The sequence below is a fragment of the Micromonospora sp. KC213 genome, from assembly GCF_004348325.1.
Taxonomy (GTDB): domain Bacteria; phylum Actinomycetota; class Actinomycetes; order Mycobacteriales; family Micromonosporaceae; genus Micromonospora.
On sequence record NZ_SMKF01000065.1, the window covers coordinates 1 to 16,116 of the forward strand.

At 71.8% G+C, this 16,116-nt stretch carries 12 protein-coding genes and 1 pseudogene; 5 read left to right on the plus strand and 8 right to left on the minus strand.

What is annotated here, in order from left to right:
- Positions 1 to 2: 2 nt before the first annotated feature.
- Complete coding sequence (locus tag E1166_RS15270) at positions 3 to 560, minus strand: response regulator (RefSeq protein WP_132339500.1); 558 nt, start codon at positions 558 to 560, stop codon at positions 3 to 5.
- Positions 557 to 4,927 (minus strand): HAMP domain-containing protein, encoded by a 4,371-nt coding sequence (locus E1166_RS15275; RefSeq protein ID WP_132339502.1) that lies wholly within the window; start codon positions 4,925 to 4,927, stop codon positions 557 to 559. Before E1166_RS15275 ends, E1166_RS15270 begins: the two co-directional genes overlap by 4 nt.
- Before the next feature lie 370 nt (positions 4,928 to 5,297).
- On the opposite strand from E1166_RS15275, the gene E1166_RS15280 reads away from it, so the two are divergent.
- On the plus strand, positions 5,298 to 7,367 hold the full coding sequence (locus E1166_RS15280) for a SpoIIE family protein phosphatase (RefSeq protein ID WP_132266296.1): 2,070 nt from the start codon (positions 5,298 to 5,300) through the stop codon (positions 7,365 to 7,367).
- Between the two features lie 39 nt (positions 7,368 to 7,406).
- Complete coding sequence (locus E1166_RS15285) at positions 7,407 to 7,838, plus strand: hypothetical protein (protein ID WP_132339504.1); 432 nt, start codon at positions 7,407 to 7,409, stop codon at positions 7,836 to 7,838.
- A gap of 13 nt (positions 7,839 to 7,851) precedes the next feature.
- Here the strand turns inward: E1166_RS15285 and E1166_RS32015 are convergent, their stop codons facing one another.
- Both E1166_RS32015 and E1166_RS32020 read right to left on the minus strand, forming a co-directional pair.
- Complete coding sequence (locus E1166_RS32015) at positions 7,852 to 8,382, minus strand: hypothetical protein (RefSeq protein WP_243710363.1); 531 nt, start codon at positions 8,380 to 8,382, stop codon at positions 7,852 to 7,854.
- Between the two features lie 374 nt (positions 8,383 to 8,756).
- Positions 8,757 to 9,059: pseudogene (locus E1166_RS32020) on the minus strand (FAD-binding protein); the annotation flags it as partial.
- On the opposite strand from E1166_RS32020, the gene E1166_RS32025 reads away from it, so the two are divergent.
- Both E1166_RS32025 and E1166_RS15295 read left to right on the plus strand, forming a co-directional pair.
- The gene (locus E1166_RS32025) at positions 8,965 to 9,315 is read left to right on the plus strand and encodes a hypothetical protein (RefSeq protein WP_243710364.1); all 351 of its coding nucleotides are present in this window, start codon (positions 8,965 to 8,967) and stop codon (positions 9,313 to 9,315) included. The pseudogene E1166_RS32020 and the gene E1166_RS32025 sit on opposite strands and share 95 nt — an antisense overlap.
- Positions 9,312 to 11,405, plus strand: a complete 2,094-nt coding sequence (locus tag E1166_RS15295; protein WP_132339506.1) for a S9 family peptidase — start codon at positions 9,312 to 9,314, stop codon at positions 11,403 to 11,405. The genes E1166_RS32025 and E1166_RS15295 overlap by 4 nt, the downstream gene beginning before the upstream one ends.
- A gap of 28 nt (positions 11,406 to 11,433) precedes the next feature.
- On the opposite strand, the gene E1166_RS15300 is transcribed toward E1166_RS15295, so the two are convergent.
- Complete coding sequence (locus tag E1166_RS15300; RefSeq protein ID WP_132339508.1) at positions 11,434 to 11,724, minus strand: hypothetical protein; 291 nt, start codon at positions 11,722 to 11,724, stop codon at positions 11,434 to 11,436.
- Positions 11,654 to 12,220, minus strand: a complete 567-nt coding sequence (locus E1166_RS15305; RefSeq protein WP_132339510.1) for a TIGR03086 family metal-binding protein — start codon at positions 12,218 to 12,220, stop codon at positions 11,654 to 11,656. The genes E1166_RS15300 and E1166_RS15305 overlap by 71 nt, the downstream gene beginning before the upstream one ends.
- A 31-nt stretch (positions 12,221 to 12,251) precedes the next feature.
- Here E1166_RS15305 and E1166_RS15310 point away from each other — a divergent pair, with 31 nt between their 5' ends.
- Positions 12,252 to 13,100, plus strand: a complete 849-nt coding sequence (locus tag E1166_RS15310) for an AraC family transcriptional regulator (protein WP_132339512.1) — start codon at positions 12,252 to 12,254, stop codon at positions 13,098 to 13,100.
- Positions 13,101 to 13,235: 135 nt separating this feature from the next.
- On the opposite strand, the gene E1166_RS15315 is transcribed toward E1166_RS15310, so the two are convergent.
- Together E1166_RS15315 and E1166_RS15320 are read right to left on the minus strand one after the other, a co-directional pair.
- Positions 13,236 to 14,780: a SpoIIE family protein phosphatase gene (locus E1166_RS15315; protein WP_132339514.1), complete on the minus strand. Its 1,545-nt coding sequence runs from the start codon at positions 14,778 to 14,780 to the stop codon at positions 13,236 to 13,238.
- Positions 14,777 to 16,102, minus strand: coding sequence for a sensor histidine kinase (locus E1166_RS15320; protein WP_132339536.1), 1,326 nt, complete (start codon positions 16,100 to 16,102; stop codon positions 14,777 to 14,779). Before E1166_RS15320 ends, E1166_RS15315 begins: the two co-directional genes overlap by 4 nt.
- Positions 16,103 to 16,116: the final 14 nt, after the last annotated feature.

Here is a 16,116-nt window from a genome sequence, read left to right on the forward strand (position 1 = left end):
GGTCAGGGGGTGGTGCCCCAGCGGGCCTGCTCGAGAAGGTCGACGGCCTGGTCCCGGGCCTCCAGGCTGTCGTCGGCGCGCAGCAGCATGGTCGCCTCGTCCACCGCGTCGGTGAGCGTCCGCCACTGCGCGTCCCGCTCCCGCACCACGTCGGACTGCGCGGCGAGCTGCCGGGTCTTCACCCACAGCTCCACGAAGACCGACACCTTGGCCCGCAGCACCCACGGGTCGAACGGCTTGGTCAGGTAGTCCACCGCGCCCACCGCGTACCCGCGCAAGGCGAGCTGGGCGTCCTTGTCCGCCGCGGTCAGGAAGATGATCGGCACGTGCCGGGTCCGCTCCCGCCGCTTGATGTGGCTGGCCGTCTCGAAGCCGTCCATGTCCGGCATCTGCGCGTCCAGCAGGATCACCGCGAAGTCGTCCACCAGCAACTGCTTCAACGCGGCTTCGCCGCTCTCCACAGCGATCGACTGCACCGGCAGGCCCTGGAGGATCGCCTCCAGCGCCATCAGGTTCTCCCGGCGGTCGTCGACCAGCAGCGCCTTGGCCGTCTGCGTCACGAATTCTCCTCGCCTCGGCTGCCGCTGATCCAGGCGGCCATCCGCTCGATCAGCTCGTCCAGATCGACCGGCTTGGTGATGTAGTCACTGCCACCGGCCGCGAGCGCCGACTCCCGGTCGCCCGGCATCGCCTTCGCGGTCAGGAAGACGATGGGCAGGTCCGCGAACCGGTGGTTGCGACGGATCTGCCGGGTGGTCTCGTACCCATCCTGGTCCGGCATCATCGCGTCCATCAACACGATGTCCACCTCCGGATGCTCGGCCAGCAGACGAACCCCGTCCGCCCCGTTGTCCGAGTACAGCACGGTCATGCCGTGCAGTTCCAATGCGGAGGTCAGCGCGAAGACGTTCCGCACGTCGTCGTCGACGATCAACACCGTCGCGCCGTCCAACTGCCGGGTCGCCGGAGCCGCCGGCGGCTGGGGCAACAGCTGCATCGGCGGCATCAGCAACGACGAGGGCAGTCCCGCGCGCTGCGGCGACGGAGCCTGCGGTGCGACCACCGCGTCCGGGGCCAGCACATCGGGTACGAACAGGGTGAACGTCGAACCCTGCCCGGGTGCCGACGCCACGGCGATCACGCCGCCCAACAGGCGGGCCAGGTCCCGGCTGATCGACAGGCCCAGCCCCGTCCCGCCGTACCGGCGGCTGGTGGTCCCGTCGGCCTGCTGGAACGCCTCGAAGATCAGCCCCAGCTTGTCGTCCGAGATACCGATGCCGGTGTCGATCACGGTGAACGCGATCACCTGCCGGGCGTTGGTCAGCGCCGGCACGTCGAAGACCGCGTTCTCCGGCGCCAGTCCGATCCGCAGCGTCACCGCCCCGTTGTCGGTGAACTTCACCGCGTTGGAGAGCAGGTTACGCAGGATCTGCTGCAACCGCTGGGCGTCGGTGACCAGGGCCGGCGGCAGCTCCTCGGCCAGCCGTACCTGGAACTCCAGGCCCTTCTCCTCGGCCTGCGGAGCGAACGCCTGCTCGACGTAGCCACGGATCTCGTCGAACCGGACCTCAGTCGGCTCGACGTCCATCCGGCCAGCCTCGATCTTCGACAGGTCCAGGATGTCGTCGATCAGGGAGAGCAGGTCGGAGCCGGCGCTGTGGATGGTGCGGGCGAACTCGATCTGCTTACGGGTCAGGTTCCGCTCCGAGTTCTCCGCCAGCAGCCGGGCCAGCAGCAGTAGGGAGTTCAACGGCGTACGCAGCTCGTGGCTCATGTTCGCCAGGAACTCCGACTTGTACGCCGACGCCCGGGTGAGCTGCTGCGCCTTCTCCTCCAGGCCGAGCCGGGCCAGCTCGATCTCCCGGTTCTTGGTCTCGATGTTGCCCTTCTGCTCGCTCAGCAGCTTGGCCTTGTCCTCCAGCTCGGCGTTGGTGCGCTGCAACTCGGCCGACTGGTCCTGCAGCTCCAACGCCAGCCGCTGCGACTGCGCCAGCAGCTCCTCGGTACGCCGGTTGGCCTGGATGGTGTTGACCGCCACGCCGATGGTTAGCACCAGCCGCTCCAGGAACGTCAGGTGCAGTTCGGAGAAGCGGGTCACGCTGGCGAACTCGATCACACCCAACAACTCGCCCTCGAAGAGGACGGGGAGCACCACCAGGTCCGTCGGAGGCGTCTCGGCCAGCCCGGATCGCAGGACGAGCCGCCCGTCGGGCAGCGCTTTGACGCGGATCGTCCGGCGGGAGAGGGCAGCCTGGCCGACCAGCCCCTCCCCGGGGCCGAAGGTGACGTCATGCCCCCGGGCCACGTACCCGTAGGAGGCGGTGAGCCGCAGCCGCACCGACCCGTCGGAGTCGTCCGCCAGGAAGAACGCGCCGAGCTGCGCGTCGACCAGCGGGGTCACCTCCATCATGATCATGCGGCAGACCTCGCCGAGGTCGCGCTGGCCCTGCAGCAGGCCGCCGATGCGGGCCAGGTTGGAGTCGAGCCAGCCCTGCTCGGCGTTCTTCTTGGTCGTCTCCCGGAGGGTGACGATCATCTGGTTGATGTTGTCCTTCAGCTCGGCGACCTCGCCCTGCGCCTCGACCGAGATCCGCTGGGTCAGGTCACCACGGGTCACCGAGGTGGACACCTGGGAGATCGCCCGGAGCTGGGTGGTGAGGGTGGACGCCAACTGGTTGACGTTCTCGGTGAGGTCGCGCCAGGTGCCGGAGACTCCCTTGACCTGGGCCTGGCCGCCGAGCTTGCCCTCGATGCCGACCTCGCGGCCGACCCGGGTCAACTCGTCGGCGAATGACGAGAGTTGGTCCACCATCGTGTTGACGGTGTTCTTCAACTCCAGGATCTCGCCCTGCGCGTCCACGGTGATCTTCTGACTCAGGTCGCCCTTGGCCACGGCGGTGGTCACCGAGGCGATGTTGCGCACCTGCGAGGTCAGGTTCGACGCCATCGAGTTCACGTTGTCGGTCAGGTCCCGCCACGTACCACTGACACCCTTGACCTGCGCCTGACCACCCAGCTTGCCCTCGGTGCCCACCTCACGGGCCACCCGGGTCACCTCGTCGGCGAACGACGACAACTGATCCACCATCGTGTTCACCGTGGACTTCAGCTCCAGGATCTCACCCCGGGCGTCCACCGTGATCTTCTGCGACAGGTCGCCCTTCGCCACGGCGGTGGAGACCTGGGCGATGTTGCGCACCTGGGCGGTCAGGTTCGACGCCATCGAGTTCACGTTGTCGGTGAGGTCGCGCCAGGTGCCGGCGACCCCCCGCACCTGGGCCTGACCACCCAGCTTGCCCTCCGTGCCCACCTCACGGGCCACCCGGGTCACCTCGTCGGCGAACGACGACAACTGATCCACCATCGTGTTCACCGTGGACTTCAGCTCCAGGATCTCACCCCGGGCATCCACCGTGATCTTCTGCGACAGGTCACCCTTCGCCACGGCGGTGGTCACCGAGGCGATGTTGCGCACCTGCGAGGTCAGGTTCGACGCCATCGAGTTCACGTTGTCGGTCAGGTCCCGCCACGTACCGCTGACGCCCTTGACCTGCGCCTGACCACCCAGCTTGCCCTCGGTGCCCACCTCACGGGCCACCCGGGTCACCTCGTCGGCGAACGACGACAACTGATCCACCATCGTGTTGACGGTGTTCTTCAACTCCAGGATCTCGCCCTGCGCGTCCACGGTGATCTTCTGCGACAGGTCGCCCTTCGCCACGGCGGTGGAGACCTGGGAGATGTTGCGCACCTGGCTGGTCAGGTTGCCGGCGAGCTGGTTGACGTTCTCGGTGAGGTCGCGCCAGGTGCCGGAGACCCCGCGCACCTGGGCCTGACCACCCAGCTTGCCCTCGATGCCCACCTCACGGGCCACCCGGGTCACCTCGTCGGCGAACGACGACAACTGATCCACCATCGTGTTGACGGTGTCCTTGAGTTCCAGGATCTCGCCCTGCGCCGCCACGGTGATCTTCTGGGACAGGTCGCCCCGGGCCACCGCCGTGGAGACCTGGGCGATGTTGCGCACCTGGGCGGTCAGGTTCGACGCCATCGAGTTGACGCTGTCGGTGAGGTCCTTCCAGGTGCCGGCGACGTTCGGCACCTCGGCCTGACCGCCGAGCTTGCCCTCGGTGCCCACCTCACGGGCCACCCGGGTCACCTGCTCGGCGAAGAGCCGCAGCGTGTCGGTGAGCGAGTTCATCGTGTCGGCCAGCTCGGCGACCTCACCCCGGGCACCCACGGTGATCTTCTGGCTCAGGTCACCCTTCGCCACCGCCGTGGCCACCTGGGAGATCGACCGCACCTGGCCGGTCAGGTTCGACGCCATGGTGTTCACCGAGTCGGTGAGGTCCTTCCAGGTGCCGGCGACGCCACGGACGTCGGCCTGACCACCGAGCTTGCCCTCCGTGCCCACCTCACGGGCCACCCGGGTCACCTCGTTGGAGAAGGACGAGAGTTGGTCCACCATCGTGTTGACCGTGCGGCCGATGCGCAGGTACTCGCCGCGCAGCGGGCGACCGTCGATCTCCAGCGCCATGTGCTGGGAGAGGTCGCCGTCGGCCACCGCCACGATCACCCGGGCGATCTCGGTGGTGGGGCGGCCCAGGTCGTCGATCAGCGAGTTGATCGCCCGCTGCCCCTCCGCCCAGGAACCGTCGAAACCCTCCTCGTCGAGGCGTTCGGTCAGCCGGCCGTCCCGGCCGACGATCCGGCTGATCCGGCGCAGGTCGAGATACTGCCGCTCCTGGAGCGTCACCACGTCGTTGAAGGCGTCGGCCACCTCACCGGCCGCGCCCGCCCGCCGGGGCAGCCGCACCTTGAAGTCACCACCACGCACCCGGCGCAGCGCCTCCGCCAACTCGACGAACAGCGCCTCGGGCTCGGTCGCGGACGGATCCGCGGTCACCGACTGTTTCGCGCTCATCATTCCTCGCTCAGCTCGGGGCCTGCGGCGCTCGTGGACACGCCACCCATCCCATCATTGTCCCCACCTGGATGTCGACGCCACGAACGCCACGTAGGCCACCCCAGCCGACCCACCTGCCCCGCCCACCTCACTCCCGCGACCTTCGCCGGGCGGCTATGAGTCTGGTTCTCCGTCCGCGGGCATATTGCGGTGTCGTCGAGCACGAATGCCGCGATATGCCGCAGACGAGACAGGACCGGCATGGCGCGACCGGTGGCGTCCGTGGCCACAGAGCACGGGACGTCGGGGCAGGTCCGCATGGTGGTCCCCGACGGTGGCGCGGCCGGGGGTCCGGGTTGGCACCCGGACCCTGGCAGTGGAGGATACGGGAGTGCCAGCGGAGGCAACGCCCGCAGCGGACGGGGGGCGGGACGAGCACGTCCGGCGCATCCGCCTGCCCGCCGACCGGCGTACGCCCGCCGCCGCCCGCGCACTGGTCCGATCCGTGCTCACCGAGGCCAACCTCGACGACCTGCTCAACGAGGCGCTGCTACTGACCACCGAACTCTCCACCAACGCGGTGGAACACGCCCGCACCGAACTGGACATCGAGGTCGTGGCCGACCCGGTCGGGCTCACCGTCACCGTCACCGACTTCGCCGCCGGCCCGGTCGACGACATGGTGGTGGGCGTCCGCAACGACAGCGACGAGATCGGCGAGATCTCCGAGCGGGGACGCGGGCTGCTGCTCGTCGACCACTTCGCCAGCCGCTGGGGTACCACGTACCTGCCGACCGGGAAGGGCGTCTGGTTCCGGCTGGACCGCTCCCGCGCCACCATGGCCGGTACGACAGCAGGGGAGCAGGTGCCCGCGGGAGCCGCAGCGGGCACCGGCACGGCGAGTTCCGCACCGAGCGCCGCCGCCATGAGCGAGCTGACCCAGACCAGTCCCGACCCGTACGCCGAGGATTCGCTGCCCGACTTCGCCGCCGACCTGCTGACCCGGGTCGCCGAGATGGTGGGCGCGGCCGGGGGCGCGGTTCGGCTGGACCGGGGCGACGGGCAGGGCAGCCAGGTGCTCGCCCGGTACGGCCGCCAGCCCCGATCCGGCAACCAGCTGCTGCAGGTGCCGTTGGCGGTGCACCGCCCGTACGCCGGGGAACTGGAGCTGGACGCGGCACCCTCGGCGTACGCCCGACCGCTGGCGGTGCTCGCCGCCGAGCGGATCTCGCTGCACCTGGAGAACGACCGGCTCCGCCGGGCCGACATCCGCCGGCAGGCCTGGCTGACCTTCCTCGCCGAGGCGAGCGAGCTACTCGCCCAGTCGCTGGACGTCGAGCTGACCATGGCACTCATCCCGCAGCTGGTGGTGCCCCGGCTGGGCCAGTGGTGTGCGGTGCACACCACCGACGAGTGGGGCCGGCTGCGGCTGGCCGCCTCCAGCCACGCCGACGAGGCGATCCTGCCCCAACTGCACAAGGTGCTCCAGGAGATCGGCCCGGACTCGATCCAGGCCCGGCTGCGGGAGGCGTCCCGCAGCGCCACCCAGGTGCCGCTGGGTCCGCCGATGGAGGGTTTCGCCGTCCCGCTGATCGCCCGCGGTCAGCGGCTCGGCACCTTGGCGGTGGGCCGGCACCTGCGGCACCGGCACGACCCGGACGAGGTCGCCGTACTGGAGGACGTGGCGCGGCGGGCCGCCCTGGCGATCGAGAACGCCCGGATCCACGCGGAGCGACGCCGGGTGGCCCAGACCCTCCAGCATTCGCTGCTGCCGCCCGGGCTGCCCGTGGTGGAGGGGATCGGCTTCGCCGCCGAGTACGTCCCGACCGGCGACGACGCCGAGGTGGGCGGCGACTTCTACGACGTGGTGCCGCTGCCGGACGGCCGCTGGCTGGTGGTCATCGGGGACGTCTCCGGCAAGGGCATCCAGGCGGCGGCGGTGACCGGGCTGGTCCGGGACGTGATCCGGGTGCTGATCGGCGACGGCAAGCCGCTGCCCGAGGTGCTGTCCCGGCTCAACGAGACGCTGGTCGAGCGGGGCGGCGGCCGGTACTGCACGCTCGCCCTCGCGGCCGTCGGCCCGGGCGAACGCGGGCAGCTCGACGTGTCGCTGCACCTGGCCGGCCACGACCGTCCGGTGCTGCTGCGCGGCGGTGGCGGGGCGTCGTTCGTCGGTATCGGTGGTACCGCGCTGGGCCTGCTCGACACGATCACCTCACCCACCGCGGAGATCCCGCTCGCCCCCGGCGACGCGCTGGTCTTCTATACCGACGGGGTGACCGAACGCCGGCGCGGCCGGGAACTGTTCGGCGTGGACCGGCTGCGGGACGCCGCCGCTCCGCTGGCCGGATACTCGGCGGACGTGATCGCCGCCCGGCTGCGGGCCACCGCGATCAACTTCTCGGTGGAGACGCCGCGCGACGACATCGCCCTCCTAGTGCTGCGCAACGACGCGCTCTGAGGCTGCCGGCGGCCGCGCTCGGCGCGGTACCGTGCACCGATGTCGAGCACAGTGGATGTCCACGGGGCGCGTCCTCCCCGGGTGGACGTCATCCTCACCGCCCATCTGCTGCTGGCCGGCGCTTTCGTGGTGGTGGTCGCGGCCTACCTCGGCCGGATGGTCAGCGCGGGCGTCGGGCCGGCCGGAATGGTCACCGGGCAGTACGACCCGAAGGACATGGTGCCCTTCGGGATGAGCGGCGCGAACCCGTTCTTCTGGCTCTACGCGGCCGTCTCCCTGCTGTACCTGTTCGGCTTCATACTCGGGCCCGCGGTCGCCCTCTACACCGGCGCGGTGCTGGCCCGCGAACGGCAGCGGTACTCGGTGCGCGCCCGCCGTCTGCTGCTCGCCGCCATGGTCGGCACGCTGGTGCTGACGGTGCTGCGGTTCACCCCCGCCCTCGGCTCCATGCAGCGGTGGTGGCTGGACTGATCCACCCGAGCGGTCAAAGGCCGCCCGGCAACCGCCCCGGGGCGAGCCGTCGGTGCGGGTCGAGGTGGTCCTTCGCGGCCCGGAGCCGGGGGATCGCCGCCTCGCCCCACACGTCGACCGCCCGCCGGATCCCCGGTGGCGCGGCGACCACCACGCACCGTCCCCGGCGGGCGAGCAGCACCCCACGGACGGCGGCGAGGGCCGCGCCGACCCGCTCCTCGGGCATCGTCGCGGGCAGGGCGGCGTGCACCACGCCGAGCCCGGCGGAGCCGCGTACCGGGACGGGGCCGCCGGCCGCGTCGCGCAACGCGTAGACGGCGGCGTGCAGGTCAGTGGTCGGCACCTCGACCCGTAGCGCGGTGTCGCCCGGCCCGAACGGGTAGCGCCGCCACCACCACGGGGCGGCGTTGTCCACTGTTGCCTCCCCCTCGAAGAGCGCCACCAGTCGGTCGGCTCGTTCGGCCACGTCGGCCGGACCGCCCTCCAGCAGCACGGCCAGGGTGCCCGCCCCGCGTCGTACCGGGCCCACCCGCCGCCCCGCCATGGAGGGATGGTTGGCGCGGGCCGCCGCACGCGCCGACTCCTCGCGGTGCGGCGAGACCCGGTCGTCGGCAGGTCCAGTTCGACCGCCGCCGGGTCGAGCCGGGCGGCGAGCAGCGTACGGATCAGGTCGGGCAGCTCCAGCGGGGTCCACACCGGACGGCACACCCAGATCCGGCTGGCCGGCACGGCCTGCACCCGCACGGTGGCCGACACGAGCACCCCGAGCCCGCCCTGGGAACCGCAGAGTAGCCGGCCGACGTCCAGCCCGACCGGAGCGGCCCCGGCGGACAGCCCGGGCGGACCCACCCCGGCGCCGACCAGCTCACCGTCGGCGGCCAGCCAGCGCAGGCCGACGAGCTGCTCGCACGCGGTGCCGTGCCGGTGCCGCAGCGGGCCGGCCTCGGCGGCGGCGAGCACCCCGCCGAGGGTGGCCCCGGGGGAGGGCGGATCGAGCGGTAGCCGCCGGCCGGTGCGTTCGAGGGTGGCCTGGACGGCACGCAACGGCGTACCGGCGCCGATCTCGGCCACCGGCGAACCCGCCGGATGGTGGCCGATACCGGCGAGCCGGCCGGTGTCGAGCAGGATGTCGACCCGCCCGGGCGACATCCCCCAGTCGATCTTGGTGCCCGCGCCGCGCGGCACCACGGTCAGGTCGTGCCGGGCGGCCAGCCGCAGCACCTCGGCCGCCGCCTCCGCGCCGCCGGGGACGGCCACCCACCGGGCGACCCGCCCGGCCACCTCGTCGGCGGCGCCCGCGCGACGGGCGAAGGACGGGCCGCATATCGCCGCCAACCGCCGGGTGATCTCCGTCGCGCCGGTCGAGTCCGCTGCTGCCGCCATGCCGGTCATCGTACACATGTTCGAAAGGTCGGGCGGCGGGTCGCCCCGGCGGGTGCGCCACGGACGGCGGACGGCCGGTAACGTGACGCCGTGACCACCGACACCCCGCCCCAGGCGCGGCGGGTGCCCGCCGAACGCACCCACCACGGCGACACCGTCATCGACGAGTACGCCTGGCTGACCGCCAAGGACGATCCGGCGACGATCGCCCACCTGACCGCGGAGAACGCGTACACCGAGGTCCGCACGGCGCACCTGGCCGAGCTGCGCGCGGAACTGTTCGAGGAGACCCGCCGGCGCACCCAGGAGACCGACCTGACGGTGCCCACCCGCAAGGGCGGGTACTGGTACTACACCCGCACCGTCGAGGGCCAGCAGTACGGCGTGCACTGCCGCCGGGCGGTCCGCGACGGCGAGACCGCGCCCCCGGTCAGCGCCGACGGCGCCCCACTGGACGGCGAGGAGGTGCTGCTCGACGGCAACGCGCTCGCCGAGGGGCACGACTTCTTCGCCCTCGGCGCGTTCGACGTCAGCCCCGACGGGCGCTGGCTGGCGTACTCGACGGACTTCACCGGCGACGAACGGTTCACCCTGCGGATCAAGGATCTGCGCACCGGCGAACTGCTCGCCGACGAGGTGCCGGGCACGTTCTACGGCACCGCCTGGTCGACCGACGCCTCGGTGCTCTTCTACGTCACGGTGGACGACGCGTGGCGACCCCACCGGGTCTGGCGGCACGTCGTCGGCACCCCGTCGAGCGAGGACGTGGTGGTCCACTCCGAGGACGACGAGCGGTTCTGGGTGGGTGTCGAGCTGACCCGCTCGGAGCGGTTCGTGGTGATCGACATCCACAGCAAGGTCACCAGCGAGGTGCGGGTGATCCCGGCCGGCAACCCGACCGGCGAACCGGCGGTCGTCGCGCCCCGCCGGCAGGGCGTCGAGTACGCCGTCGAACACCACGGCCACCGCTTCCTGATCCTGCACAACGACGGCGCGGAGGACTTCGCCCTGGCCTGGACCTCGGCCGACGCCCCGGGCGACTGGGTGCCGCTGATCGAGCACTCCCCCGGCACGCGGCTGGAGGCGGTCGACGCCTTCGAGAACCACCTCGTCGTCTCGCTGCGCACCAACGGTCTCACCGCGCTGCGGGTCGTCCCGATCGGTGGCGGCGACGAGTGGGACATCGACTTCCCGGAACCGATCTACAGCGTCGGTCTGGACGCCAACCCGGAGTACCGCACCCGGGAGATCCGGTTGCGGTACACCTCGCTGGTCACCCCCGACTCGGTGTACGACTACGACCTGGTCACCCGGCAGATGGTGCTGCGCCGGCGCAAGCCGGTGAAGCCGGGGCCGGACGGGCGGGCCTACGACCCGGCCGACTACGAACAGCACCGGGACTGGGCGCTCGCCGACGACGGTACCCGGGTGCCGATCTCGCTGGTCTGCCGCACGGGCACGCCCCGCGACGGCTCGGCGCCGTGCGTGATCTACGGGTACGGCTCGTACGAGGCGAGCATGGACCCGTGGTTCTCCATCGCCCGGCTCAGCCTGCTCGACCGGGGCGTCGTCTTCGCGGTCGCGCACATCCGGGGCGGCGGCGATCTGGGCCGGCGCTGGTACGACGAGGGCAAGCTGCTGGCCAAGAAGAACACCTTCACCGACTTCGTGGCCTGCGCCCGGCACCTGGTCAAGGCGGGCTGGACGGCCAGCGACCGGCTCGTCGCCCGGGGCGCGTCGGCCGGCGGGCTGCTGATGGGCGCGGTGGCCAACCTCGCCCCGGACGCGTTCGCCGGGATCGTGGCGCAGGTGCCGTTCGTGGACCCGCTCACCTCGATCCTCGACCCGTCGCTGCCGCTGACCGTCACCGAGTGGGAGGAGTGGGGCAACCCGCTCGACGACCCGGAGGTGTACGCCTACATGAAGTCGTACGCCCCGTACGAGAACGTCGCCCCGGTGGACTACCCGGCGATCCTGGCGGTGACCAGCCTCAACGACACGCGGGTGCTCTACCACGAGCCGGCGAAGTGGGTCGCCCGGCTGCGGGCGGTCGCCCCGCAGGGCGACTACCTGCTCAAGACCGAGATGGGCGCCGGCCACGGCGGCCCGAGCGGTCGGTACGACGCCTGGCGCGAGGAAGCCTTCATCAACGCCTGGATCCTCGACCGGCTGGGCCGCGCCTGAGCGTGCCAGCGGCCGGCTGGGGGGCTGCTCACCCCTCAGCCGGCCCGCAACTCCTCCACAGCGCCGCGTACGCGCGCCGGCGCGCGGCGATCCCCTCGACCAGCGCCACGACCAGCCCGCCGACCGCCACCGCCACCGCGACGGCGAGATCGACCAGATCCATGGTGGCGAGGTAGAAGCCCTCGTCGGCGACCAGCCCTCCGCCGAGCGACCGGATCAGCTCGTTGTGGGCGTGGAACCCAGGGACGTCAAGCGACCCAGGATGGGTCGCGGCCGGCGCGGGCGAGCAGCCGGTCCAGTTCGGTACAGCCAGGGGCAACGGTCACCTCCGGGCCGAACGCGCCCATCTGCCGAGCCATCGGGCCCATCTCGTCGATGAACCGGTGCCCGGCCGCGACGACCTCGGGTGCCGGCTCGTAGGGCCGGTCAGTGGCGCGCGCCAGATCCCAGCCGTGCACCACCAGGTCGATCAGCCCCATCAGGCCGACCGTCGCCTGGGGTAGCCCCATCCCCGGCGAGACGCCCTCCTCGGCTGCCGGGTCGGCCCACGCCTCGACCAGGCGCCCGGCCTCCGTGGCGAACCCGTCCCGCCACCCCGGTGTCAGGTGGTCGGGCTTCGCCGACCAGTCCACCGCCTGGCGCGCGGCGAGCGCCTGGAAGTTGACCACCACGTCGTACAGGTGGTTCGTCAGGTCGCGTACCCGGTAGTCGGGGCAGGGGGTGGGCAGGTCGAGTTGGTCGTCGGTGATCGCGCGGACCACGGAGACGGTCCGCGGCGCGGCCACCGCCAGCAGGTCACTAGTCTTTGTCGCCATGGGGCCAGGGTAAGAAGGTGGTCTTGAACAAATGCGACAGCCGCGCGACGACCACCGGGGCATCCTCGATCCGGCCCGGCTCCGCCGGGAGTTGCGCTTCCGCCGCCACCTGCCGGCTGACCACCTGCGACCCTGGGTGGAGCACTACTGGCTGGTCGACTGGGAGCTGACCGCCCCGTTCGTGCAGCACGTGGTGCCGCATCCGGCGGTCAATGTGGTCTTTCAGCAGAAAGACGGCGGCCCGGAGACCGCGGTGATCGCCGGGGTCGGGCTGACGCTCGCCTCGATCACGCTGACCGGGACCGGCCGGGTCAGCGGCATCATGTTCCGGCCCGGCGGTTTCCGCCCCTTCTGGCGGCGCCCGGTCGCCGAGCTGACCGGACGGCGTCGCCCGCTGGACGAGTTCGCCGACGCCGCCACGCAGGTCACGGCCCGGGCACCGGCCGGCCGAGCCGGGTCCGCCGGGCGGTTGGCACCCTGCCGGGGTACGGACGAGGAGCGCTGCCGTGCCCTGGACGCCCTCCTGACCGCTCGGGCACCGCGGCCCGACCCGGCCGCGGTCGAGGCGATGACGCTGGTGGAGGCGATCCGCGCCGACCGGAGCGTACGGCGGGTGGCGGATCTCGCCCGCCGGCACGGCGTCTCCACCCGGTGGCTGCAACGCCTCTTCCGAGAGCAGGTGGGGATCGGGCCGAAGTGGGTGATCCGACGTTACCGGCTCCAAGAGGCGATCGAGCAGGCCGCCGTGGGGCCGCCGGACTGGGCGACGCTCGCCGCCGACCTCGGCTACAGCGACCAGGCGCACCTGGTCCGGGACTTCACCGCGGTCACCGGCGTCTCCCCCGCCGCGTACGCCCGGGCACTCGCCAACGGCGAGTGACTCCGCCCGACCCGGGCGACCTGGCTGCGAGCACACTGACGCCGGAACCCGCCGAATGAGGATGCGACGAGTGATGCACCGCAGTCGTTGCACAGCGTGACGACGAAAGCGCTGCCGCAACGATGCTCCGGTTGGTCAGCGGCGGCGGACGGCCACCACGGCGACGTCGTCGTGGATCTCCTGCGGCGCCAGTTCGACCAGCAGCCGCTCGCAGAACCGGTCCAGGTCGTCGTCCACCCGGGTGGCGCAGGCGGCGAGCGCCGCCAGGCCCTCGTCGATGGTGGCGTCCCGCCGCTCGATCAATCCGTCGGTGTAGAGCACCAGGGTCGCGCCGGGCGGCAGCACGAACTCCAGGTCGCTGGGGCGCTCGGCACGGACCCCGAGCAACGGCGCGGACTGCTGGACGAAGTCCACCCGGCCGTCGTCGTTGATCAACGCCGGGAGATGCCCGGCGCTGGCCATCCGGACCCGTCCGGTGGGCGGGTGCAGCAGCAGGACGCACAGGGTGGCCAGCTCGTTGCGCAGCAGGGTACGCATCAGCTCGTTGAGCCGGCCCAGGATCACCCCGGGCTGGTGCCCCTCCACCGCGTACGCCCGCATGGCGTGCCGCAGCTCGGCCATCACGGTCGCCGCATGCAGCGAGTGGCCCGCCACGTCCCCGATCGCCACCAGCAGGTGACCGTCGAGCATCACCAGCTCGTAGAAGTCCCCGCCCACCTCGGTGCGGGCACTGGCCGGCTCGTAGCGCACGGCCACGTCGAGACCGGTGACCTCGGGCAGCCTCCGAGGCAACAGGCTGCGCTGAAGGGTGACCGCGATCCGGTGTTCCTCGTCGTAGGAGCGCTGCGCCTCCACCGCGGAGGCCACCGCCTGGGCGAGCTGCACCAGCACCGGCGTCCGGGCGGTCTGGGTGGCCGTGGGCACCACCACGTAGAGCGGCGCGCGGTCGTCACGCAACCGCGCCGCCGCCACGGTCACCGTGTCCCCGACCGGCCACGACACCAGAGCCCAGTTGACCGGATCGTCGATCCGTACGGTGGCGCCCTTCGGGATCACGGTGTCGTCGACCGTCCAGGGCACGATCGCCGCCGGTGCGCCCGGTCCGGCGGCCACTCCGGCCAGGCACTCCCCGTCGAAGGTCTCGGCGATCACCGCCGCCGGGCTCTTGAAGATCGCAGCCGCGCCGGTGACGGCCTCCTCCAGCAGGCGGGCGAAGGTCGAGGCGGCGTGCACGGCGACGGTGGTGTCGGCCAACCCGGTGAGCCGTTCGGCGAGCAGCTCCGCCCGCTGCCTCGCCTGGTAGTAGCGGAGCACCGCGTGCGCGGTGGCCACCAACTCGTCGGGCTCGATCGGCTCGGCCAGGTACGCGTCCGCCCCCCGGGTCAGCCCCTGCGCCCGGTCCCCCGCGTCGACCGCGTGCGCCGACACGTGGATCACCGGCAGCGCCGGGTGGTCCGCCTTCATCCGTTCGCAGACGTCGAAGCCGCTCAGGTCGGGCAGCCGGACGTCGAGCACCACCAGGTCGAGCCGTTCGGTCGCGACACGTTCGAGCGCCTCGGTGCCCGTCTCCGCCTCACGTACGGCGAAACCGGCCCGGGTGAGCCAGCTGACCAGCAGGTACCGTTTGGTCCGGCTGTCGTCGACCACCAGCACCGTCGTCTGATCGCCGGCCACCGTCACTCCTCGCCCACTGGCAGGACGACGGTGAAGGTGCTGCCCCGGCCCGGCTCGCTGGCCAGCTCCAGGGTGCCGCCGAGCAGCGTCACCAACCGCCGCGCGTACGGCAGGCCGAGACCGGTGCCGCCCCGGCGATCGATCCCCGGCACCTGATAGAACTCCTCGAAGATCCGCCCGTGCAGTTCGGGCGGGATCCCGGCGCCGGTGTCGGTGACCGACAGGCACCACCGGTCCCCGTCCCGTTCGGCGCGCATCCGCACCTCGCCCCGCTCGGTGAACTTCAGCGCGTTGTGCAGCAGATTACGAAGCACCTGCGAGAGCAGCACCTCGTCCGACCGGAGCACGGCCGGCGCGGGCGGATCCTCCACCACCAGCTTGACGGCGGGCCGGGTGGTCAGGGCCCGCAGCGTGCCCTGCAGCTGACCGAAGACCGCCCGCAGGTCCACCTGCGTCCATTCCGGCTCGATCCGACCCGACTCCGCCTTGGCCAGGTCGAGCAGGTCGTTGACCAGGGAGAGCAGGTCCGCGGCGGAGGAACGGATGAGCTCGACCTGTTCGGCCTGCGCCGGGCTCAGCGGATCGGAGGCCGGGTCGGTGAGCAGCCGACCGAGACCGATGATCGCCGTCACCGGGGCCCGCAGCTCGTGGCTGACGTTGGCCAGGAACCGACTCTTCGACTCGCTCGCCGCCCGCAGCTGGGCCGACTTCTCGTCCAGTTCCGCGTAGAGCGCCACCACGCCCCGGTTGGTCGCCTCCAGTTCCTCGGAGAGCTGGGTGTAGAGGGCCATCACCCCGCGGTTGGTCTCCTCCAGCTCCGCGTTGAGCCGGGCCAGCTCGTCACGCTGGCCACGCACCTCGTCCAGCGCGGCGATCAGCTGCTCGTTCTGGGTGGCCAGCTCGTCGAGGGCGCTGGCTGGCGCGGTGTGCCCGAGTTCGGCGCGCAGTTTGGCCAGCCGCGCCGCGGTCAGCGGTGGAGTGTTGGCGGGAAGGCGTCGGGACATCCTCACGACCGTATCGCCCTCGCTGCTTGACACGCCCAGCGTGTCCAGCAGACGCGCCACCGCGCCGGACTGCGGCTCATACCGCCCCTCCGGCAGCGGGCGCACCGGAGCGAGATCGACCCACAGCGCGCTTCGACCGCCCTGCGCGTCGGCGACGGTGAAGGCGACATCGGCGCCGCCCACGATTCGCAGCAGGTCCCGGGCCACCTCGCTGAGCGCGGTGGCGATCCGGATCTGGTCCTGGTGCTCCAGCCCGACGGCGGCGGCCACCTCCCGCCCCCGCTGCCGGACGATGAAGATGTCCTGCTCGACCCGGAGCGCCATCTGCAGCAGCGGCT

Bases quoted from the DNA above. Each gene is read 5' to 3' on its own strand.
- E1166_RS32015 (WP_243710363.1), bottom strand. From the start codon at position 8,382: ATGGCGGGGCGGCGGGTGGGCCCGGTACGACGCGGGGCGGGCACCCTG.
- E1166_RS15275 (WP_132339502.1), bottom strand. From the start codon at position 4,927: ATGATGAGCGCGAAACAGTCGGTGACCGCGGATCCGTCCGCGACCGAG.
- E1166_RS15310 (WP_132339512.1), top strand. From the start codon at position 12,252: ATGCGACAGCCGCGCGACGACCACCGGGGCATCCTCGATCCGGCCCGG.
- E1166_RS15305 (WP_132339510.1), bottom strand. From the start codon at position 12,220: ATGGCGACAAAGACTAGTGACCTGCTGGCGGTGGCCGCGCCGCGGACC.
- E1166_RS15320 (WP_132339536.1), bottom strand. From the start codon at position 16,102: ATGGCGCTCCGGGTCGAGCAGGACATCTTCATCGTCCGGCAGCGGGGG.
- E1166_RS32025 (WP_243710364.1), top strand. From the start codon at position 8,965: ATGTCGACCCGCCCGGGCGACATCCCCCAGTCGATCTTGGTGCCCGCG.
- E1166_RS15285 (WP_132339504.1), top strand. From the start codon at position 7,407: ATGTCGAGCACAGTGGATGTCCACGGGGCGCGTCCTCCCCGGGTGGAC.